At 71.3% G+C, this 21,050-nt stretch carries 15 protein-coding genes and 3 pseudogenes; 6 read left to right on the forward strand and 12 right to left on the reverse strand.

Translation table 11 applies throughout. The features are described 5' to 3' along the window. Positions 1–67: 67 nt before the first annotated feature. The 5 genes from GTY47_RS20080 to GTY47_RS20100 all read right to left on the reverse strand — a co-directional run bounded on the left by GTY47_RS20080 (position 68) and on the right by GTY47_RS20100 (position 5,737). Positions 68–907, reverse strand: coding sequence for a carbohydrate ABC transporter permease (locus GTY47_RS20080; protein ID WP_010048601.1), 840 nt, complete (start codon positions 905–907; stop codon positions 68–70). Positions 908–912: 5 nt separating this feature from the next. Next, positions 913–1,842: a sugar ABC transporter permease gene (locus GTY47_RS20085; RefSeq protein ID WP_010048602.1), complete on the reverse strand. Its 930-nt coding sequence runs from the start codon at positions 1,840–1,842 to the stop codon at positions 913–915. Positions 1,843–1,857: 15 nt separating this feature from the next. Continuing rightward, positions 1,858–3,225: an extracellular solute-binding protein gene (locus GTY47_RS20090; protein ID WP_010048603.1), complete on the reverse strand. Its 1,368-nt coding sequence runs from the start codon at positions 3,223–3,225 to the stop codon at positions 1,858–1,860. 128 nt (positions 3,226–3,353) lie between these two features. After that, positions 3,354–4,052, reverse strand: a complete 699-nt coding sequence (locus GTY47_RS20095; RefSeq protein WP_010048604.1) for a response regulator — start codon at positions 4,050–4,052, stop codon at positions 3,354–3,356. Beyond that, positions 4,049–5,737: a sensor histidine kinase gene (locus GTY47_RS20100; protein WP_010048606.1), complete on the reverse strand. Its 1,689-nt coding sequence runs from the start codon at positions 5,735–5,737 to the stop codon at positions 4,049–4,051. Before GTY47_RS20100 ends, GTY47_RS20095 begins: the two co-directional genes overlap by 4 nt. 177 nt (positions 5,738–5,914) lie before the next feature. Here GTY47_RS20100 and GTY47_RS20105 point away from each other — a divergent pair, with 177 nt between their 5' ends. After that, on the forward strand, positions 5,915–7,306 hold the full coding sequence (locus GTY47_RS20105) for a C4-dicarboxylate transporter DctA (protein WP_010048609.1): 1,392 nt from the start codon (positions 5,915–5,917) through the stop codon (positions 7,304–7,306). 92 nt (positions 7,307–7,398) lie between these two features. Here GTY47_RS20105 and GTY47_RS20110 read toward each other — a convergent pair whose 3' ends face one another. Then, positions 7,399–8,016 carry a TetR/AcrR family transcriptional regulator gene (locus GTY47_RS20110; RefSeq protein ID WP_029181783.1) on the reverse strand — a complete coding sequence of 206 codons (618 nt, stop codon included), beginning with the start codon at positions 8,014–8,016 and terminating at the stop codon, positions 7,399–7,401. 150 nt (positions 8,017–8,166) lie between these two features. Here GTY47_RS20110 and GTY47_RS20115 point away from each other — a divergent pair, with 150 nt between their 5' ends. Beyond that, entirely contained in the window at positions 8,167–9,837 is a 1,671-nt protein-coding gene (locus tag GTY47_RS20115) for a DHA2 family efflux MFS transporter permease subunit (protein ID WP_010048611.1), read from the forward strand. Here the strand turns inward: GTY47_RS20115 and GTY47_RS20120 are convergent. The 3 pseudogenes from GTY47_RS20120 to GTY47_RS20130 all read right to left on the reverse strand — a co-directional run bounded on the left by GTY47_RS20120 (position 9,834) and on the right by GTY47_RS20130 (position 12,550). Beyond that, positions 9,834–10,738 (reverse strand): annotated as a pseudogene (locus GTY47_RS20120) (IS5 family transposase). The gene GTY47_RS20115 and the pseudogene GTY47_RS20120 overlap by 4 nt on opposite strands. A gap of 22 nt (positions 10,739–10,760) precedes the next feature. Beyond that, positions 10,761–11,660: pseudogene (locus GTY47_RS20125) on the reverse strand (aldo/keto reductase). A 1-nt stretch (position 11,661) separates the two neighbouring features. Further along, positions 11,662–12,550 (reverse strand): annotated as a pseudogene (locus GTY47_RS20130) (NAD-dependent epimerase/dehydratase family protein). On the opposite strand from GTY47_RS20130, the gene GTY47_RS20135 reads away from it, so the two are divergent. From GTY47_RS20135 to GTY47_RS20150, 4 genes are all read left to right on the forward strand, one after another. Beyond that, a complete protein-coding gene (locus GTY47_RS20135; RefSeq protein ID WP_029181787.1) occupies positions 12,534–12,950 on the forward strand; it encodes an Lrp/AsnC family transcriptional regulator in 417 nt (138 codons plus the stop codon). The pseudogene GTY47_RS20130 and the gene GTY47_RS20135 sit on opposite strands and share 17 nt — an antisense overlap. A 29-nt stretch (positions 12,951–12,979) precedes the next feature. Next, positions 12,980–13,393 carry a MerR family transcriptional regulator gene (locus GTY47_RS20140; protein ID WP_010048616.1) on the forward strand — a complete coding sequence of 138 codons (414 nt, stop codon included), beginning with the start codon at positions 12,980–12,982 and terminating at the stop codon, positions 13,391–13,393. After that, positions 13,390–13,704 carry a thioredoxin domain-containing protein gene (locus GTY47_RS20145; protein WP_010048617.1) on the forward strand — a complete coding sequence of 105 codons (315 nt, stop codon included), beginning with the start codon at positions 13,390–13,392 and terminating at the stop codon, positions 13,702–13,704. Before GTY47_RS20140 ends, GTY47_RS20145 begins: the two co-directional genes overlap by 4 nt. A 163-nt stretch (positions 13,705–13,867) precedes the next feature. Continuing rightward, entirely contained in the window at positions 13,868–16,129 is a 2,262-nt protein-coding gene (locus GTY47_RS20150) for an AAA family ATPase (RefSeq protein ID WP_202458463.1), read from the forward strand. A gap of 84 nt (positions 16,130–16,213) precedes the next feature. On the opposite strand, the gene glgB is transcribed toward GTY47_RS20150, so the two are convergent. From glgB to GTY47_RS20165, 3 genes are all read right to left on the reverse strand, one after another. Then, positions 16,214–19,114, reverse strand: coding sequence for a 1,4-alpha-glucan branching enzyme (gene glgB / locus GTY47_RS20155; RefSeq protein WP_010048619.1), 2,901 nt, complete (start codon positions 19,112–19,114; stop codon positions 16,214–16,216). Between the two features lie 32 nt (positions 19,115–19,146). Continuing rightward, positions 19,147–20,589 (reverse strand): hypothetical protein, encoded by a 1,443-nt coding sequence (locus GTY47_RS20160; protein ID WP_010048620.1) that lies wholly within the window; start codon positions 20,587–20,589, stop codon positions 19,147–19,149. A gap of 190 nt (positions 20,590–20,779) precedes the next feature. Further along, the coding region (locus tag GTY47_RS20165) for an alpha-glucosidase C-terminal domain-containing protein (RefSeq protein WP_010048621.1) at positions 20,780–21,050 on the reverse strand (271 nt) is incomplete at its 5' end.

Raw genomic sequence — 21,050 nt, forward strand, 5'->3', positions numbered from 1 at the left:
CGGGTGGGCGCAGCGGTGCCCCGTTCCGCCGGGTTGCGGACCTCCCCGGCCCCGGCAGCGACGCCGGTCAGCCCTTGACCGCGCCGCCCAGGGCGAAGCCCCCGCCCAGACGCCTGGCGATGAGGACGTACAGCAGGATCACCGGCGTCGAGTAGACCATCGAGAACGCCGCCAATTGCCCGTACGCCACCATCCCCCGGTTCCCGAAGAAGTCGTTGATGCTGACGGACGCCGGCATCTGGTCGGGCGTGAGCAGGAGCATGAAGGGGACGAAGAAGTTGCCCCACATCATGACGAAGGAGAAGACCGTCACGACGGCGACGCCCGGGCCCATCAGGGGCAGCACGATGCGGATCAGGGACTGGAGGGCCGAAGCACCGTCGGTCCAGGCCGCCTCTTCCAGTTCCTTGGGGACGCCGTCCATGAAGTTCTTCATCAGCCAGATCGCGTACGGAAGTTGGGACGCGGCGAAGAAGAAGATCGTGCCCCCCATCGTGTCGATCAGGTCCACCTGGACGAAGAGCGCGTAGACCGGGACCATGATCGCCGTGATGGGCAGGCTGGTCGCGAAGAGGATCGTCAGCAGGAACGGACGGTTGAAGCGGGAGCTGAACCGGGAGAGCGGGTAGGCGGCAAGGGCCGCGCAGACCACCGTCAGGAGCGTCGCGCTGCCGCAGAGGATCAGGCTGTTCAGGAGGGGGGTGAAGGTGACCTCGGGCGTGAGGATCGCGTCGAAGTTGTCCAGGGTGAGGCCGTCGGGTGCCTTCACCCGGAGGTCGGCGTGCGGGTCCAGGGAGGACAGGACCACCCAGGCCAGGGGGAGTACGAACGCGGCGGCGACCACCAGGAGCCCCGAGTCCGCCGCGAGGCGTCGGGCCGTGCGGCGGGAGGCGAGTGTGACGGCCATGCGGGTCAGACCTCCGTCCGCAGCAGGCGCAGATAGACGAGGGAGAAGAGGGAGCCGACCAGGAGGAGCAGCAGGGCCACCGCCGTGCCGTAGCCGATCAGGCTGTTCTGGAAGGCCTGTTCGTACATGAAGAGCGGGAGCGTCTGGCTCCTGCCGCCCGGGCCGCCCCTGGTCATCACCCAGATCAGCCCGAAGACCGAGAGGGTCTGGAGGGTGTTGAGCATCAGGTTCGTGGCGATGGAACGGCGGATCATGGGGAGGGTGATGTGCCACATGCGGCGCCGGCCCCCGGCCCCGTCCACCTCGGCGGCCTCGGTGATCTCCCTGGGGATCTCGTTCAGCGCGGCCGAGTAGACCAGCATCGAGAAGGCCGTGCCGCGCCAGACGTTGGCGAAGGACACCGCCAGGATCGGCAGGGTGAACAGCCAGTTCTGGGACGGCAGGTGGAGCCAGTCCAGGATGGCGTTCAGGGTGCCCTCGCGGCGGAAGAAGGCGTAGAGCAGGAAGCCGGCCACCACCTCCGGCAGCACCCAGGCCGTGACCACGATGCCGCCGGTGAGCGTGCGGACCGGTTTCGACGCACGCTGCATCAGCGCGGCCAGGGCGAGGCCGAGCGTGTTCTGCCCGATGAGGGACGACAGGACCGTGAACACCAGCGTCAGCCATACGGCGTTGAGGAACGCCTCGTCCCCGAAGGCCCGGGTGAAGTTGTCGAAGCCGACGAACGAGTCCTCGGCCTGGCCGGTGAGCTGGAGGTCGGTGAAGGCGATGGAGACGCAGTAGGCGATCGGGCCGGCGAGGAAGAGGAGCAGGAGGACGACGGCGGGCGTGAGGGGCATGGCCCGGACCAGCGCGGCCGGGCCCCGCCGGGGGCGGCGGGGAGCCGTGGGGCCGGGCGCCTTTCCGAGGCCGGTGTGCGGTGCTGTGGTGGTCATCCGGCGTACCGCCGCCTACCGCTCGACGACCTGGTTGTCCGTGGCGTCCTTCAGGGCGTCCACGTAGTGGCCCGTCGCCTCGTCGACCGACATGTCGCCCGTCGTCACGCCCTCCATGGCCTCCTGGATGGCCGTCGAGACCTTCGGGTAGGCCGGGTAGGCGGGGCGGTAGTGGGTGTGCCGCACCAGGTCGGTGAAGAACTCGGTGCCGGGCTGGGCGGTGGCGTACCCGGGGTCCTTCGCCACGTCCTCGCGGACGGCGATGCCGGAGTTGGCGACGTACCACTTCTGCGCGTTGGCCTTGGTCTGCATCGTCTTGATGAACTCGAAGGCCAGGTCCGGGTTGCCGGCCTTCGCCGGGATCGACCAGGTCCAGCCGCCGGACATGCTCACCTTGCCGGGAGCCTGGCCGGTTTGCGTGGGCATGGCGGCCAGGCCCAGCTTCTTCGACCACTCGGGCCACTCGTGGCCGCTGCCGGGCAGCCAGTCCTGTGGGAGCCAGGAGCCGTCGAGGGCGATGCCGAGCTTGCCCTGCGGGAGCCACTCGCCGCGGACCCGGGTCATGACGTTCGGGTCGAGCGCGTCGGAGACGTCCGGGCCCAGCTTCTCCTTGTAGACCGTCTCGACGAAGGCCAGGGCGTCCTCGAAGCCCTGGCCGCCGGCGATCCACTTCTTGCTCGACTTGTCGTACAGGGGGTCCGTGCGGCCGTCGTTCGTGCCGTAGAGCAGCATCTCGAAGGTCTGCATGGTGGCGGCCTCGCCTACCGGCTTGCCCGTGTAGACGTTGAGCGGGATGACGCCGGGGACCTTCTGTTTGATGGTGCGGGCCGCGGTCAGGACGTCCTTCCAGGTCTTCGGCTGCCAGTCGGCGGGGAGGCCGGCCTTGGCGAAGACGTCCTTGTCGAACCAGAGTCCGCGGGTGTCGGTGCCGTCGGGGACGCCGTACGTCTTGCCGTCCTCGCCCCGGGCCGCCGCCTTCGCCGTGTCGATGAACCGGTTCCAGTCCGGCCACTTGGCGAGGTAGGGGTCGAGGGGCTTGAGGTAGCCGCTCGTGATGTCCGAGTTGATGAGGAACGTGTCCTCGTAGACCAGGTCGGGTGCGGTCTTGGGCGAGCGGAGCATCTGCTGGAGCTTGGTGTAGTACTCCGAGTCCGGGGCCTTGATCGGGACGAGCTCGACCTTCTTGCCCGGGTGGGCCTTCTCGAACTGCTCCTTGATGTCCGCGAGGTAGGTGTCCATCACCTTGATGGAGTTGTCCGTGGACTGTTTGAAGGAGACCTTCACGGTGTCGGGATCGCCGCCGGAACCGCCACCGCAGGCGGTGAGGGCGGTGGCGGCGAGGGCCAGGACGACGAGAGGTGTGAGAGCGGCGGTGGGGCGCACGGCACGAACCTCCTACAGGCGCACTTCTTTGTGGCCGGGTGGCTGCGTGGTGAACCTAGGTTGAGTGGTCTAGTCAGGTCAATGCGTGTGCGCGGGTTCGATCGAGCCCGGTGGCAGCTGACGGGCCGTCACTGACCGGTGACCCAGCGGTACTGCAGCTCCGGGCGCCCCACCGTGCCGTACTGCGGGCGGCGGGCGGCGCGGCCCGCGTCCACCAGGTGTTCCAGGTAACGGCGGGCCGTGATGCGGGAGATGCCCACGGTCTCCGCCACTCCTGCGGCCGTGAGGCCCTCCGTGCTGTCGCGCAGGGCCACGGTCACCCGCTCCAGCGTCGGTGCGCTCAGCCCCTTCGGCAGGGCGGCCGGGCCCGGTGCGCGCAGGGCCGCCAGCGCCCGGTCGACCTCGTCCTGGCCGCTCGCCTCGCCGACCGCGGCATGGAACTCCGCGTACCGCACGAGGCGGTCCCGCAGGGTCGCGAAGGTGAACGGTTTCAGGACGTACTGCACGACTCCGAGTGAGACGCCCTCGCGCACGACCGCCAGATCACGCGCCGACGTCACGGCGATCACGTCCGCGTGGTGTCCGGCCGCCCTGAGGGACCGCGCCAGGTGCAGTCCGTGCACGTCCGGCAGGTGCAGATCGAGCAGGAGCAGGTCGACGGGCGTGCGCTCCAGCGCCCGGCGGGCCTCCGCGCCCGTGTGCGCCTTGCCCACCGCGACGAAGCCGGGGACCCGGCCCACGTACATCACGTGCGCGTCGGCCGCGACCGGGTCGTCCTCCACGACCAGGACGCGGATGTCCCTCTCGGGCGTGCTGTCGCTCGTCATGCGTCGCCTCCGGCGCCTCTGGACACCGAGGTCCTGGATGTCACGCCCCCGGCCACCGCCCCCGACTCCCGCAGCGGCAGCCGTACCTCGAACTCCGCCCCGCCCCCGTCGGCCTCCGACACCGACAGCGTCCCCTCGTGCCGCTGGGTCGCCTGCCGTACCAGGGCCAGCCCCAGCCCCCGGCCGCCCGGCCCCGCCGGCTTGGTCGTGAAGCCCCGCTGGAAGACGGCCTCGGCGTGCTCCGGGTCCACGCCCGGGCCCGTGTCCGAGACCCGCAGCACCAGTTCCGGGGCACCCTCGGTGTCCCCGGGGGCCGCGGTGTCCTGGGTGTACGCCGCCACCGTCACCCGTGCCCGCACGCTGCCCTGTGCCGCGTCCACGGCGTTGTCGATCAGGTTGCCCAGGATGGTCACCAGGTCCCGGGCCGGCAGGGACTCCGGCAGCAGGCCGTCGTCCAGGCTGCTGTCCTCCGACACCATCAGCTCCACGCCCCGCTCGTTCGCCTGGGCCGTCTTGCCCAGCAGCAGTGCCGCCAGCACCGGCTCGCTCACCGCCGCCACGACCTGGTCGGTCAACGCCTGCGCCAGCTCCAGCTCGGCGGTCGCGAACTCCACCGCCTCCTCCGCCCGGCCCAGCTCGATCAGTGAGACGACGGTGTGCAGCCGGTTCGCCGCCTCGTGCGCCTGCGAGCGCAGCGCCTGCGTGAAGCCCCGCTCGGAGTCCAACTCGCCCATCAGCGACTGGAGTTCGGTGACATCGCGCAGGGTGACGACCGTACCGCGCCGCTCGCCGCCCGACACCGGGGAGGTGTTGATCACCAGGACCCGCGACGCCGTCAGATGCACCTCGTCCACCCGCGGCTCCGACGCCAGCAGCGCACCCGTCAGCGGGGCGGGCAGCCCCAGCTCGGCCACCGACCTGCCCACCACGTCCCCGGCCACGCCGAGCAACTCCCGACCTCCGTCGTTGATCAGCGCCACACGGTACTGCCCGTCCAGCATCAGCAGCCCCTCGCGTACGGCGTGCAGGGCGGCCTGGTGGTAGTCGTGCATCCGGCTGAGCTCGGCCGCGTTCATGCCGTGGGTGTGGCGGCGCAGCCGGGCGTTGATGACGTAGGTGCCGACGGCGCCCAGGGCCAGTGCGCCGGCCGCTACGCCGAGCAGGGCCGTGAGCTGGTCCTGCACCCGCTGGGTGATCTCCTCGACCCGGATACCCGCGCTGACCAGGCCGACGATCTCCTTGCCGTCCCGGATCGGGGTGACCGCGCGGACCGAGGGGCCGAGCGTGCCGGTGTAGATCTCGGTGAAGGTCTGGCCCTTCAGGGCCGTCTCGGTGTGGCCCCGGAAGGGCTGGCCGATCTGGTCCGGGTCGGGATGCGTCCAGCGGATGCCCCGCGGGCTCATGATCGTTATGAAGTCGACCTCGGTGTCCCGCATCACCCGCAGCGCGTACGGCTGGAGCCGGCCGGTCGGGTCGGAGGAGCGGGCCGCCTCCAGCACCGAGGGCGAGTCGGCGACCGACCGCGCCACCGCCCTGGCCTGGCGTCGCGCCGCCTCTTCGGCCTGGCTGCGGTCGCTGACGTAGGTGAACAGCGCGTATCCGGCCACGACGACCGCTATCAGGACGGCCTGCATGGCGAAGAGCTGGCCCGCCAGGCTGCGGGGACCGGGTACGGAGAAGCGCATGTCGTCAGTCTGCCTCGTGGCTGATTGTGAACTAAATGAACGGAAGGGTGACCGCGCTCACAGAGCAGGACATAGTCACGGCATTCCCCAATACGCATCTCCGGGAGTTTCCCGCTCCCTGTCCCGGACGTGAGCCGCACGCCGGTGATGCCGACGACGTCGTCAAGGAGGGCCGCCGTGACCAGCGCAGCCGATACGGCACCTGCCGCACCCAAAGCCAAGCGGGACCGCACGCACTATCTCTACATCGCGGTGATCATCGCGGTCGCCGCCGGCATCGCGGTGGGTCTGGCCGCACCCGACTTCGCTGTCGAGCTGAAGCCCATCGGCACCGGATTCGTGAATCTGATCAAGATGATGATCTCCCCGATCATCTTCTGCACGATCGTGCTGGGCATCGGCTCGGTACGGAAGGCCGCCAAGGTCGGTGCCGTCGGCGGCATCGCTCTGAGCTACTTCATGGTGATGTCGCTGGTGGCCCTGGGCATCGGCCTGGTCGTCGGCAACATCCTGGAGCCCGGCACGGGCCTGGCGGTGACCGACGCCGTCAAGGAGGCCGGTCACGCGCAGATCGACGCCGAGGCGAAGGACACCACCGAGTTCCTGCTCGGCATCATCCCGACCACGATCGTGTCGGCCTTCACCAACGAGTCGGTCCTGCAGACCCTGCTGATCGCCCTGCTCGCCGGCTTCGCCCTGCAGGGCATGGGCTCGGCCGGCCAGCCGATCCTGCGCGGCATCGAGCACATCCAGCGGCTCGTCTTCCGCATCCTCGCCATGGTGATGTGGGCCGCCCCCATCGGTGCCTTCGGCGCCATCGCCGCCGTCACCGGCTCCGCGGGTCTGGAAGCGCTCAAGAGCCTCGCCGTGCTGATGCTCGGCTTCTACGTCACCTGCTTCCTCTTCGTCTTCGTCGTGCTCGGCATCCTGCTGCGCGTCATCTCCGGCCTGAACATCATCACGCTGTTCAAGTACCTCGGCCGTGAGTTCCTGCTGATCCTGTCCACCTCCTCGTCCGAGTCCGCGCTGCCGCGGCTCATCGCGAAGATGGAGCACCTGGGCGTCAGCAAGCCGGTGGTCGGCATCACCGTCCCGACCGGCTACTCCTTCAACCTCGACGGCACCATGATCTACATGACCATGGCGTCCCTGTTCATCGCCGACGCCATGGGCACGCCGATGTCGCTCGGCGAGCAGATCCCGCTGCTGCTCTTCCTGCTGGTCGCCTCGAAGGGCGCCGCCGGTGTCACCGGCGCCGGTCTGGCGACCCTGGCCGGTGGTCTGCAGTCGCACAAGCCGGCCCTGGTGGACGGCATCGGCCTCATCGTCGGCATCGACCGCTTCATGAGCGAGGCCCGCGCGCTGACCAACTTCGCCGGCAACGCCGTGGCCACCGTGCTGATCGGCACCTGGACGAAGGAGATCGACAAGGACCGCGTGAACCAGGTCCTCGCCGGTGAGCTGCCCTTCGACGAGAAGACGCTGCTGGACGACGGGCACGGCGGCCCGGCCGACGGCCACGTCGAGGTGCCCGAGCAGGGCGGCGAGAAGGAGCTGGCGAAGGCCTGACGGCCGCGCGCCGCGCCCCGCGAGACTCCGGGCGGCTGAGTGTCCCCCCGTCGCTCAGCCGCCCGGTCCCTGCCCACACGACAGACCCTGTATCAATCGTTCAGCTCGGCCACCAGCTCGGTGGCCCTGGAGGCGGGCACGCCCGCCGCGGTCAGCACCGTGACCGCGGCGCAGCGGCCCGCCTCTCGCGCTGCCACGAGCCCGTCGTTCACCGCCTCCATCAGCGCGACCAGCATCTGCTCGTGCACGTACGCCAGGGCCGGCGCGGGCAGCGGTGAGCTGAAGACGCCCTCGTCGAGGCCGCGCCGGAGCACCCCCGTGGCGGCTTCCCGGACCGGGGCGAGCCGCTCCCGGATGCCCTGCATGGTGACCGTGCGCTGGGCGAGCGCGATCAGCAGCCGGTAGCGGTCGGCCAGCTCCCACACCGCCAGCACCGAGCGGGCCACGGACTCCGCCGGGTCCTCCACGCCCTCCCGGCCCGCCGCGTGCGCGGCCGACAGGGACTCCACCGCCTCGTCGACGAGCGTGCTGATCAGCGCCTCGCGGCTGGGGAAGTGCCCGTACACCGTCCGCCGTACGACGCCAGCGGCGCGTGCGATCTGGTCCATGGACGCGTCGGGGTCGCGCAGCAGCTCGGCCAGGGCGACGTCGAGGATGCGGCGCCGGTTGGCGTCGGCGCGGCTGGTGTTACCGGAAGGCATGGCAGCCATTCTGCACGCCCCGCCGCGGGGCTCACCTCCCTCATTTGCACAGTGGTGTGCAACAAGCGTACATTGCACACGACTGAGTAATTGCACATCGCTGTGCAATCCATGTCGCGCACCACCCGTCGCGCACACCCGAGGAAGGCGACCCCTGCCATGCGACTCGTCATGACCGAACCGGCCGAGAGGATGGACCGCCCCTACGCACGCCGCTGGTGGGCGCTCCTCGTGCTCTGCCTGAGCCTGCTGATCATCGTGATGGCGAACACCGCCCTCACCGTCGCCGCGCCCGACATGACCGAGGACCTCGACCTGTCCAGCGCCGACCTCCAGTGGGTCATCGACGGCTACACCGTCCCGTACGCCGCGCTGATGCTGCTCCTCGGCGCGACAGGCGACAAGTACAGCCGCCGGGGCGCGCTCGTCCTCGGGCTGGTCGTCTTCGGCGGCGGTGCCGTCTCCGGCTACCTCGCCGACAGCGCCACGGCGGTGATCGCGGCGCGTGCCGTGATGGGCGCCGGCGCCGCGATGATCATGCCCGCCACGCTGTCCCTGCTCGCGGCGACCTTCCCGCGCGCCGAACGCGCCAGGGCCATCACCCTGTGGACCGCCACGGCCGGGCTCGCCATCGCGGCCGGGCCGCTGGTCGCCGGGGCGCTGCTGGCGCACCACGGCTGGTCGTCGACGTTCCTCATCAACGTGCCCGTCGCCGCCCTGGCCATCGTCGGCGCGCTCGTCCTCGTACCGCCGTCCAAGGCCGGCCGGCACGGGCGCATCGACTACGGCGGCGGACTGCTGTCAGTGGTGTGGATCGGCGCCCTCGTCTACATGATCATCGAGGGCCCGCACTTCGGCTGGGGCGTCAAGGCGGTCACGGCGGCGGTCGTCGCGGGCGCCGGGCTCGTGACCTTCGTGCTCTGGGAGCTGCGCCACCCGCGTCCCGTCCTCGACGTGCGCCGCTTCACCGACCGCCGCTTCGCGGGCTCCAACCTCGCCGTCGCCCTGTTCTTCCTGGCCGTCTTCGGCGCCTTCTACTACCTGACCCAGCACCTCCAGTTCGTCCTCGGCTACGACGCCCTGGACACGGGCCTGCGCATGCTGCCGCTGGCCGGTGCCGTCTTCGTGGGCTCCGCCCTCACCGGCTACCTCACCCCGCGGGTCGGCATGAAGTGGACCGTCACGGCCGGCATGGTCGGCGGTACGGCGGCCCTGGCGCTGCTCACCCAGGTCGACTCCGGGTCGTCGTACGGCGACTTCGTCGCGCCCCTGATCGTGCTCGGCCTCGCGATCGGGCTCGCGCTGTCGCCCTGCACGGACGCGATCATGGGGGCGTTCCCGGAGTCCCAGCTGGGCGTCGGCGGCGCGGTGAACGACACGTCGCTGGAGCTCGGCGGGTCGCTGGGCATCGCCATCCTCGGCTCGCTGCTGGCGACGTCGTACTCCGGCCACCTCTCGGACGCGACGGCGGGCAGCAAGCTCCCCGCCTCCTCGCTGGAGACGGCCCAGGACTCCGTCGGGGCCGGGTACGCCGTCGCCCGGGGCATCGGTGACAAGGCGCGGCAGCTCGCCGAGCAGGCGGCGCACACGAGTGACCCCCAGCAGGCGGAGCGGCTCAAGGCGCAGGCCGGGCAACTGGCCGGCGGGGCACGGCAGATGGCCGACGCGGTGGGTTCCGCGTTCGCTGACGCGGTCGCGCACACGAGCCTGGTCGGGGCCGTGATCCTGGGCGCCGGGACGGTCGTGGTGGCACTGCTGCTGCCCGGCAAGGGGAAGACCGCGGACGAGCCTGCCGAGGAGAGGGAGCTGGAGTCCGCGGGGGCCCGCTAGGCCCTGTCTGACAAATGATCACTGTTCGCGGAGCCAGAGGATGAGTGACGCGAGACGGAGTCCGGCGAGGTAGCGGACGGCAAGCTTGTCGAAGCGGGTGGCCACAGCTCGGAACTGCTTGAGCCTGCTGAAGCAGCGTTCGACTACGTTGCGGGCCTTGTACTGCTCGGCATCGAAGGCCGGCGGTCGCCCGCCGGCCGATCCGCGGCGCTGCCGGCCCGCGACCTGGTCGGCCCGTTCAGGGATGACCGCTCGGATGCCTCGCCGACGTAAGCCGGAACGGATGGCCCTCGAGGAATACGCCTTGTCCGCGATCACCGTCTCAGGCCTGCGACGTGGCCGTCCCACGGTCGGGCGGGGCACCCGCACAGCTTGAAGCACCGTGTCGAACACGGTGGAGTCGTTGACGTTGCCGGGCGTGACGACGAGGGCCAGGGGGAGCCCTCGTCCATCCGCTGCGAGGTGGACCTTGGTGGTCAGTCCACCGCGGGACCGGCCGAGGGCCTGGCCAGGCGCCTGATGTGGCGGATCTTCCAGTTCGTCCGCCGTCGATGCCCCTTTTTGCGGGCTCCGGCGGCATGTTGGTGAGCGCGGTTGATGGTGGAGTCGATCGACACGGTCCACTCCACCGCGCCAACCGCATCATCGCGGACCTGGACGTGCTCAAGCAGCCTCGCCCAGGTCCCGTCCCGCTCCCAACGCGCGAAGCGTTCGTAGACGGTCTGCCACGGGCCGTACCGTTCGGGCAGGTCCCGCCAGGGCGCCCCGGTCCGCAACCGCCACAACACGCCGTTGACGACCTGCCGGTGATCCCGCCAGGGCCGCCCGCGACCATCAACACCCGGCAACAGCGGAGCTATCGCTCCCACGCCGCATCCGTCAACTCACCTCGACCCACCACAAGATCAATTATCAGACACGCCCTAGTCGTGGACCGGCTCGGTGGCCCGGTCCAGGCGGGTCTGCTCCTCAGGGGTGAGCAGCAGGTCCGCCGCGGCCGCCGAGTCCCTCGCCGTCCTTGGGCGGCTCGCCCCCGGGATCGGGATGACGGCGGGGGAGCGCGTCAGCAGCCAGGCGAGGCCGACCCGTTGGGGGCTGACACCGCGGTCCGCGGCGACCTCGTGGAACGCGGCGAGGCGTTCCCTGCCCTCCGTGCGTGACGGCCCGTCCAGGGAGCTGCGGGCCAGTCCGCCCAGTGGGCTCCACGGCAGGAACGCCAGCCCCAGTTCCGCGCACAGCCGAAGCTCCGGCTCGCTGTCCCGGACGGCGGGGGAGTACCGGTTCTGCACCGACACCAGCTGCTCGCCGAGCATCTCGCGCGCCCGGCGGATCTGGTCGACGTCCGCGTTGGACACCCCGGCCAGCCGGATCGTGCCCGCGTCGAGCAACTCCCGCAGGGCGCCGACCGATTCCTCGAACGGCACCTCGGGGTCCGGCTTGTGGAGCTGGTAGAGGCCGATCGCCTCGACACCGAGGCGCTTGCGGGAGGCCTCGGCGGCGGCCTTCAGGTGGCGCGGGGAGCCGTCCACCGTCCAGTCGCCGCCGGCCGGGCGGCCCCGGCCGCCCTTCGTCGCCACCAGCACGCCGGAGGTGTCACCGCCGTACGTGGCCAGCGCGCGGGCCAGCAGGCGTTCGTTGTGGCCGGGCTCCGCGCCCGGCAGATGTTACGAGTCGGCCGTGTCGAGGAGGGTCACGCCCGCGTCGAGCGCCGCATGCAGGGTGGCCAGCGCGCGCTCCTCCTCCGGCCGGCCCTCGATGGACAGTGGCATCGCGCCGAGCCCGACCGCGCTCACCCGCAGCCCGCCAAGTGTCCTGTACCGCATGTCAGCCGTCCTTCCCGAGCGTCTCGGCGACGGCCCGCGGCAGCCACTGCCGGGCGTCGGCGAAGGTGAAGCCGAGGGCGTTGTCCATGCCGTAGGAGCGGCGGAAGGAGAAGGGGGAGGCCTCGCCGACCTCGACGGGCCGGTACCCGGCCCGGCCGTCCGGGACGTGCGCGGCCACCGCCTCGCACAACTCCTCGGTGGTCAGCGTCCCGTGCGAGGCGGCGTTCACCGGTCCGGTGAAGTCCTCGCCCGCCGCCCAGGCCAGGAAGCGCGCGATCTCCTCGACGTGGACGTACGTGGCGGGCCGGTTCACCACCGGCACGGCGATCGGCTCGCCGGTGCGTATCCGCTCGGCGTGGTGGGCCAGCCGCCCGGTGAAGTCGTCGTCCCCGCCCAGCACGTGGGCCACCCGCACCGCCGCGTAGGGCAACTCCGGGCCGGCGGCCGCGAGGACCGCCTCGGCCTGCCGCTTGCCCTCCCCGTAGTGGGCCTCCCGGAACGCCGGGTCGTCCCAGGGCAGCCGGAGATCGACGGTGACCGTGGCCGGGTCGACGGCCTCCTCGCGCACGAGCTCGGGGGAGTCCTCGTACTCGTACACCTCGACCGTGGAGGTCATCAGGTAGCGGTGGGTACGGCCGGAGAAGACGCGACGGGCGAGGGCCGCCTGGCGGGGTGTGTAGCAGACCTGATCGACGACGACGTCGAAGACGCGAGCCGAGCGCGCCGGTCAGGGACCGCTCGTCGTCCCGGTCGGCGACCAGCTGCGCCACTCCGGCCGGTGGCGGGGAGGACCCCCGGTTCAGCACGGTGACGCGGTGCCCGGCGGCGAGCAGCCGTGCGACCAGACGCTTGCCGACGTAACGGTTCCCGCCGATGACCAGTACATCCAGGGCCTTTTTGATCAAGCTCAGCGAGCTGGGCCGCCGGGTCCGGCTCAGCCCGGCGGCGGTCACCGAGCGGGTGCGGCGCCTGGAGGCGGCGGGCGTGATCAGCGGCTACGGGGCTCACGTCGTGCCCGCCCGGCTCGGCTACGGCATCCAGGCGTTCATCCGGGTCGATCCGCACGGCGGCTACACCCTCCTGAAGCACCCCAGGACCCTGGAGCTGATCGAGCGGCCCGAGATCACCGAGGTGCACCATGTGGTCGGGGAGGACTGCTGGATCCTCAAGGCCGCCGTCCGGGACACCGTCCACCTGGAAGAAGTCCTGGAGGCGGTCTCCGCGCTGGGCCGCACCACCACGTCGATCGTGCTGACCTCCCCGGTGGAGCGGAAACCGCTGTTGCCTTGACGTGGGCGTCAAGGACTACGTTCGACGGCATGCGAATCGGCGAGCTGGCCGCACGGGCCGGGACCACGACGCGGACGCTGCGGTACTACGAGTCGCGGGGGCTCCTGCCCGCGCGGCGTGAGGGCAACGGATACCGGACGTACGACGAGTGCGACCTGAAGCTGCTGGAGCAGATCAGGACCTTGCAGGACTTCGGGTTCGATCTGGAGGAGACGCGGCCCTTCGTGGAGTGTCTGCGGGCCGGGCACCCCGAGGGCGACACGTGCCCGGCGTCGCTCGCGGTCTACCGGCGCAAGCTGGACGAGCTCGACTCCCTGATCGGTCAGCTGACGAGCGTGCGGGAGACGGTCGCCCGGCAGCTGGCGCGGGCCGAGCTGGCTGCCGAGGCGGAGGCTCCGGGGGGTCCGGAGCCACAATGCGAACTGGGGAGGCACACGTGGTGACCGATGTGACGGACGCGGACTTCGAGGCCGAGGTGATCGGCGCGGACCTGCCGGTGCTGGTGGAGTTCACCGCCGACTGGTGCCCGCCCTGCCGGCAGATGGGGCCGGTGCTGAAGGCCCTCGCCTCCGAGGAGGGCGACCGGCTGAAGGTGGTGCAGCTCGACGTGGACTCCAACCCCCTGACCACGAACGCCTACAAGGTGCTGTCGATGCCGACGTTCATGGTCTTCCGCGGCGGTGAGCCAGTGAAGGCGATGGTGGGCGCGCGGGCCAAGCGGCGGCTGCTGGAGGAACTGGCCGACGTGCTGTAGACGCCGACCCCGACAACGACCCGGAAACGAGGAAATCCCCCGAGCAATTGCGCTCGGGGGATTTCCTTGCGTATATTTGTTCATTCGTGACTTCAAGCCGATCGAAGCCATGAGAAAACTTAGCGAAGTTCAGTGAGCACAGTATATCCGGGCGGGAGCGGAATTGTCAAACACCGAATTTCCGGACGATGAATTGCGGCAGGAGCAGGAATTCATCGACGGGTTGTACGCGCGCGTGGACGCGCTGCGCGGCGACGCCGAGACCTCCGTCACGGACGCGCTCGCGCAGGGCAACACCCCCATGCAGGCCAGACTGGAACGGGACATCCTCGTGGCCGAGCGATCCGGGCTGCTCGCCGCGCTGAACGCGGTGGACGGCTCCCTGTGCTTCGGCCGGATCGACCTCACCTCGGGCGTGACCCACCACATCGGCCGCATCGGCCTGCGCACCGACGACGCCGAGCGCACACCGGTCCTGATCGACTGGCGCGCCGACGTCGCCCGCCCCTTCTACCTGGCCACCGGCCACACCCCGATGGGGCTGAGGCGTCGGCGGCACATCGCCACCGACGGCCGCAAGGTCACCCACCTGCACGACGAGATCCTCGACCTCGGCGACGAGACCCGCACCGGCCACGAGGACCCGACCGGCGACGCCGTGCTGCTCGCCGCGCTCAACTCCGCCCGCACCGGCCGGATGAGCGACATCGTGCAGACCATCCAGGCCGACCAGGACCGCATCATCCGCGCCCCGCACCGCGGCGTGCTCGTGGTGGAGGGCGGCCCGGGCACCGGCAAGACGGCCGTCGCCCTGCACCGCGCCGCGTATCTGCTGTACGAGCACCGGGAACTGCTCGCCAAGCGGGCGGTGCTGATCGTCGGACCCAACCCGGCCTTCCTCGGCTACATCGGCGAGGTGCTGCCCTCCCTCGGCGAGACCGGTGTGCTCCTCGCGACCGTCGGCGAGCTGTTCCCCGGCGTGAAGGCGACCGCCACCGACCCGCCGGAGGCCGCTGCCGTGAAGGGCCGGGCCGAGATGGCCGACGTCCTCGCCGAGGTCGTGCGCAGCCGGCAGGCGCTGCCCGACCCGGTGATCGCCATCGAGCACGAACGCGAGGTGCTCATGCTGGACGACGGTCTGGTGAACGTCGCCCGCGAGCGCACCCGTGCCGCGAAGCTGCCGCACAACGCGGCCCGTGAGCACTTCGAGGGGCACATCCTCAACACCCTCACCGAGCTGTACGCCGAGCGGATCGGCACCGACCCCTTCGACGGGTCCAGCCTGCTCGACCCCAGCGACATCACCCAGATCCGCGACGACCTCGCCGAGAACCCCGAGGTCTGGGCCGCCATCGACCAGCTGTGGCCGCTGCTCACCCCGCAGCGGCTCGTCGCCGACTTCCTCGCCGCGCCCGAGGAGTTCCTGTCCGCCGGGGACGCCGAGGCCGTACGCCGCCCGGTGACCCGGCGCTGGACGGTCGCGGACGTGCCGCTGCTCGACGAGGCCGCCGAACTCCTCGGCGAGGACGACCGGCTGGCCCGGGAGCGCGCGCAGCGCGAGCGGGAGCGGCAGATCGCCTACGCGCAGGGCGTGCTGGACGTGTCGTACGCGTCCCGGACCTACGAGTTCGAGGACAAGGAGGAGGACGACCCCGAAAGCTCCGAGGTGCTGTCCGCGCACGACATCATCGACGCCGAGCGGTTCGCCGAGCGGCACGAGGAGGACGACCACCGCAGCGCCGCCGAGCGTGCCGCCGCCGACCGCACCTGGGCGTTCGGGCACATCATCGTGGACGAGGCGCAGGAGCTGTCGCCGATGGCGTGGCGGCTGCTGATGCGGCGCAGCCCGACCCGCTCGATGACCCTGGTCGGCGACCCCGCGCAGACGGCGGAGGCGGCCGGTGTCGGCTCGTGGGCGGGCATCCTCGGCCCGTACGTCGAGGACCGCTGGGAGCACACCCGGCTGGGCGTCAACTACCGCACCCCGGCCGAGATCATGGACGTCGCCGCGGCCGTGGTCCGTGCCGAGCACCCGGAGTTCGAGCCGCCGAGCTCGGTCCGCGCCACGGGCGTTCACCCCTGGGCGCGGGCCACCGACGACCTCCCGGGCGCCGTGGCCAAGGCGGTCGAGGAGCTCACCCCCGCCGAGGGGCGGCTCGCGGTGATCGCCCCGCGCGACCTGCACCGCGGCCTGGCGGCCCGGCTGGACGGCGTGACGGCGGGCGCGGAACCCGACCTCACGCAGTCCGTCGTCCTCCTCGACCCGCGCCAGGCCAAGGGCCTGGAGTTCGACTCCGTCCTCGTGGTCGAGCCCGCGCGGTACGGCACGAGCGACCTGTACGTCGCCCTGACCCGCGCCACCCAGCGGCTCGGCGTGCTGCACACCGGAAAGCTGCCGAACGCACTGGCCGAGCACTTCGGGTAGGAGATCGCCCCCTTCCGCGCGGTGCCCGAGAGGTGAGTGGGGTGGCAGGCGTGCGGCCACCCCACCAGCGGTGTCACGGGCCGCCTACGCCGGGCGCAGCCACACGGTCGACAGCGGCGGCAGCGTCAGACGGATGCTCGCCGGGCGGCCGTGCCAGGGCTGGGCCTCCGGCTTGACCGGGTCGGGGTTGGTGACGTCGCTGCCGCCGTAGCGGGCGGCGTCGGTGTTGACGGCCTCGTGCCAGGCCGGGACGTCCTCGGGCACGCCCAGGCGGTAGTCCTGACGGACGACCGGCGCGAAGTTCGACACCGACAGGATCGGAGCGCCCTCCGGGTCCAGCCGCAGGAATGCGAGGACGTTGTCGTCGGCGGCGTCCCCGACCACCCACTCGAAACCGGCCGGGTCCGTGTCGAGCCGCCACAGCGCCGGAGTCGCGCGGTAGACGGTGTTGAGGTCGCGGACCAGGTCACGCACGCCCCGGTGCTCGGGCTCGGCCCCGTAGCCCGGATCGAGGAGCCACCAGTCCGGGCCGTGCGCCTCGGACCACTCGGCACCCTGGGCGAACTCCTGCCCCATGAACAGCAGCTGCTTGCCGGGATGGGCCCACATGAAGCCCAGGTACGCCCGGTGGTTGGCGCGCTGCTGCCACCAGTCGCCCGGCATCTTCGACACCAGGGAGCGCTTGCCGTGCACCACCTCGTCGTGGGAGATCGGCAGGACGTAGTTCTCGCTGTACGCGTACACCATCGAGAACGTCATCTCGTGGTGGTGGTACTTGCGGTACACCGGCTCGTGGCTCATGTACTGGAGCGAGTCGTGCATCCAGCCCATGTTCCACTTCAGCCCGAACCCGAGCCCGCCGAAGCCGCTCGGGCCCTTGTGGTGGGTGGCCCGGGTGACGCCGTCCCAGGCGGTCGACTCCTCGGCGATCGTGACCACACCGGGCACCCTGCGGTACACCGTCGCGTTCATCTCCTGGAGGAACGCCACCGCGTCCAGGTTCTCCCGGCCGCCGTGCTCGTTGGGCGTCCACTGGCCCGGCTCGCGCGAGTAGTCGAGGTAGAGCATCGAGGCCACCGCGTCCACGCGCAGCCCGTCGATGTGGAACTCCTCGCACCAGTACAGGGCGTTCGCGACGAGGAAGTTGCGCACCTCGTTGCGCCCGAAGTCGAACTCCAGCGTGCCCCAGTCGGGGTGCGCGGCCCGCAGCGGATCCGCGTGCTCGTACAGGGGCCGGCCGTCGAACTCGGCCAGCGCCCAGTCGTCGCGCGGGAAGTGCGCGGGCACCCAGTCCATCAGCACGCCGATGCCGGCCCGGTGCAGTGAGTCGACCAGGTACCGGAAGTCGTCGGGCGTGCCCAGCCGGGCCGTCGGCGCGTAGAAGCCGGTGACCTGGTAGCCCCAGGAGCCGTGGAAGGGGTGCTCGGCGACCGGCATCAGCTCGACGTGCGTGAAGCCCAGGTTCTTCACGTACCCCGGGAGCTGCTCGGCCAGTTGACGGTACGTCAGTCCCGGCCGCCAGGACGGCAGGTGCACCTCGTACACCGAGAAGGGCGCCTCGTGCGCCGGGGCTTCGGCGCGCCGGGCCAGCCACTCGGCGTCGCCCCACTCGTACCGCGAGGACGTGATGACCGACGAGGTCGCGGGCGGCACCTCCGTGCGGCGGGCCATCGGGTCGGCCCGCAGCGTCTTCGAACCGTCGGGGCGGGTGATCTCGAACTTGTACAGCTCACCCTCGCCGATGTCCGGCAGGAACAGCTCCCACACGCCCGACGAGCCCAGCGACCGCATGACGTGGCCGGTGCCGTCCCAGAAGTTGAAGGTGCCGGCCACGCGCACGCCGAGCGCGTTCGGCGCCCACACCGAGAACCGGGTGCCCGTCACGCCCTGGTGGGTCATCGGGTGCGCGCCCAGCGCCGTCCACAGCTCCTCGTGCCGGCCCTCGCCGATCAGGTGCAGGTCGAGGTCGCCCAGCGTGGGCAGGAAACGGTAGGCGTCCTCGGTGTCCAGCACCGTCCCCTCGTATTCCACGAGCAGCCGGTACTCAGGGACCTCGCGCAGCGGCAGCAGTCCGGAGAAGAACCCCTCCCCGTCGTCGTCCAATTCCGCCCGCACCTCTCCGGCGACGACCGTCACCGACAGCGCGTACGGCCGGAACGCCCGGAACGCGATCCCGCCGGGCGCGGGGTGTGCGCCGAGCACAGAGTGCGGGTCGTGATGCGTACCGCTGAGCAGGCGCTGCCGGTCCGCCGCGCCGACGGAGGGTGAGACGCCGATCTCCATCTCCGGCGGGACGGTCTGGGCGGGGGCGGCGGTGGAGTTCCCGGCGGTGGCCCGCCCGCCGGTGGCCTTCTTGGCGGGAACCTTCTTCGCGGTCGCCTTCTTCGCGGGGGGCTTGGCTGCGGTGGACTTGGTGGCAGCGGCCTTGCCTGTGGTGGCCTTGGTGGCGGTGGACTTGGTGGCCGTAGCCTTCGCCGTCGTGGCCTTCTTGGCGACCGACTTCTTGGTTGTCGCCTTCTTGGCAACCGCCTTCGTGGCCGTCGCCTTGGCGGCTGTGGCCTTCTTCGCGGTCGCCTTCTTCGCAGGTGTCTTCCTGGCGGCTGTCTTCGTCGCGGCCACCTTCTCGGCCGTGGCCTTCGCCGCGGTCGCCGTCTCAGGAGCCGCCTGCTCAGCGGCCGCCTTTTTCGCGACAGCCTTCTTGGCGACTGCCTTCTTCGCGACTGCCTTCTTCTCGACGGCCTTCTTCGCGGTCGTCTTCGCCGGGGCCGCCTTCTTGGCCGTGGCCTTCGACGCGGGTGGCTGCGCAGCGGCCGTCTTCTTGGCGGCGGCCTTCTTCGCGGGGGCCGTCGCCTTCTTGGCTGCCTGTTTCGGCACCGCCGCCTTCTTCGCGGCACTCTTCTTCTGGGCGGCCGTGGGCTGCTCGGGGATCTTCTCCCCGGCCGTCCCCTTGGGACGCGAACCGCTGGACTCAGGGCGGGGGGTCACGGGCGGAGCCTCCAGGGCGAGGGGTGGGTCAGTCAGGTCAGGTGGCCGGTCGAGGCGAGCCGGTCTATGGCGGCCAGGGGCACCGGCAGCCAGTCGGGGCGGTGCCGGGCCTCGTACACCACCTCGTAGATCGCCTTGTCCGTTTCATAGGCGCGCAGCAGCACCGGGTCGGTGCGCGGATCGAGGCCGGCGGCCTCCGCGTACCCGGAGCAGTACGCGGACCGGCAGGTCTCGGCCCAGTCCGGCTGGGGCGGGTCGGCCGAGCGTGCCGCGTAGTCGAAGGACCGCAGCATGCCGGCGACGTCCCGCACCGCCGGCTGCGGCATGCGCCGCTCGGCCAGCGGCCGGGCCGGTTCGCCCTCGAAGTCGATCAGCCACCACTCGCCGGCCGGCGAGCGCAGGCACTGCCCGAGGTGGAGATCGCCGTGCACCCGCTGCGCGGTCCAGGTGCGGCCCTCGGCGGCCAGATCGCCCAGCGCCGTGAACGCCGTCCGCAGGCCCTCGGCGTACGGCCGCAGAGCGGGCACCGCCTGGACGGCCGCCTCCAGCCGCTCGATCATGCCGTCCACCATGAGCTGGAGCTGCATGTGGCCGAGCGTGACCGTCGGCAGTGCCCGGGCCAGCGTGGTGTGCACCTCGGCGGTGGCCCGGCCCAGCGCCCGCGCCTCGGCGCCGAAGTCCTCGCCCTTGGCCAGCTCGCGCAGCGCCAGCTCCCAGCCGTCGGAGGCGCCCTGCACGAACGGCTGGAGCACCCCCAGTACGTACGGCTGGCCGGCCAGGTCGGCCGGGCCCGCCGAGATCACCGGGTCCGCCGCGGGGTCGACGTCCGCGACCATCCAGGCCGTCGGTGCGGGCACCCGGGGACAGCCCTCGCGGGCCAGCGCCAGCGGTAGTTCCAGGTCCGGGTTGACCCCGGGCACGATCCGGCGCAACAGCTTCAGGATGAACGTATCTCCGTAGACGATCGACGAGTTGGACTGTTCCGCGGTCACCACGCGCGGTACCAGGCCGGACCGGATGTCCTGGTCGAGGTCCCGCTCGAAGCGGAGCCCGCCGATCCGTGCCTGGGTGCGCAGCGCCTCCAGGAGCAGTTCGGCGGGCCTGGCGTCGTGCAGGGCGTCGTAGGCCGTCCGGCCGGCCAGCGGCCCCGTCGCCATGTGTCCGATCAGCGCGGGCGCCAGCCGAGGCGGCAGCGCCTCGCGCACGCCTATCAGCAGCTGGTAGCAGTCGCCGGGGTGGCCGGGCGCGCCGTGCGACGGTACGGACGGCTGGTGGGCGCGGACGAGCAGGTGGTACAGGCCGAGCTTGCCGGTGGACGGGAGCAGCTCGGTGGCCTCGACCAGCGTGAACCCGGTGACCGGACGTCCCTTGCCCGCGAACCAGCGCTGCCGCGGAAGCCACTCCCGCAGCAGCGGATCGAGGGAGGCAAGGAGGCCGGGCGGGGCGGTGACGGTGCGTGTGACGGCTTCCGACATGGCGTCGCGTCCTTTCACCCATGATTGGTGCGCCTCCGGGGCCTTCAGCAGGTGCCGGCGGCGCCCCTCCGGCTCACGCGGGTGGGCGGGGTGTTACTGATGCGTGCCCCGGGCGGGGCGGGAGAAACGCCCCGCCACGGGGGTTTGCGGCCCGTCCCTTGATTCGGGCCTCGTCAGGCCGTCTCAGGCCTCACAGGGTGTCCCTGCGGAGCCGGAACCAGTAGAAACCGTGACCGGCCAGCGTCAGCAGGTACGGCAGCTCGCCGATCGCCGGGAACCGGACCCCGCCGAACAGCTCCACCGGATGCCGCCCCTCGAAGGCGCTCAGATCCAGCTCCGTGGGCTGCGCGAACCGCGAGAAGTTGTTCACGCACAGCACCAGGTCGTCCCCGCCTTCCCCAGATACGGGGGCCTCCCGCAGGAACGCCAGCACCGCCGGGTTCGTCGACGGCAGCTCGGTG

Origin of the sequence: Streptomyces sp. SID5464 (assembly GCF_009862985.1) — a bacterium.
GTDB lineage: Bacteria > Actinomycetota > Actinomycetes > Streptomycetales > Streptomycetaceae > Streptomyces > Streptomyces chartreusis_D.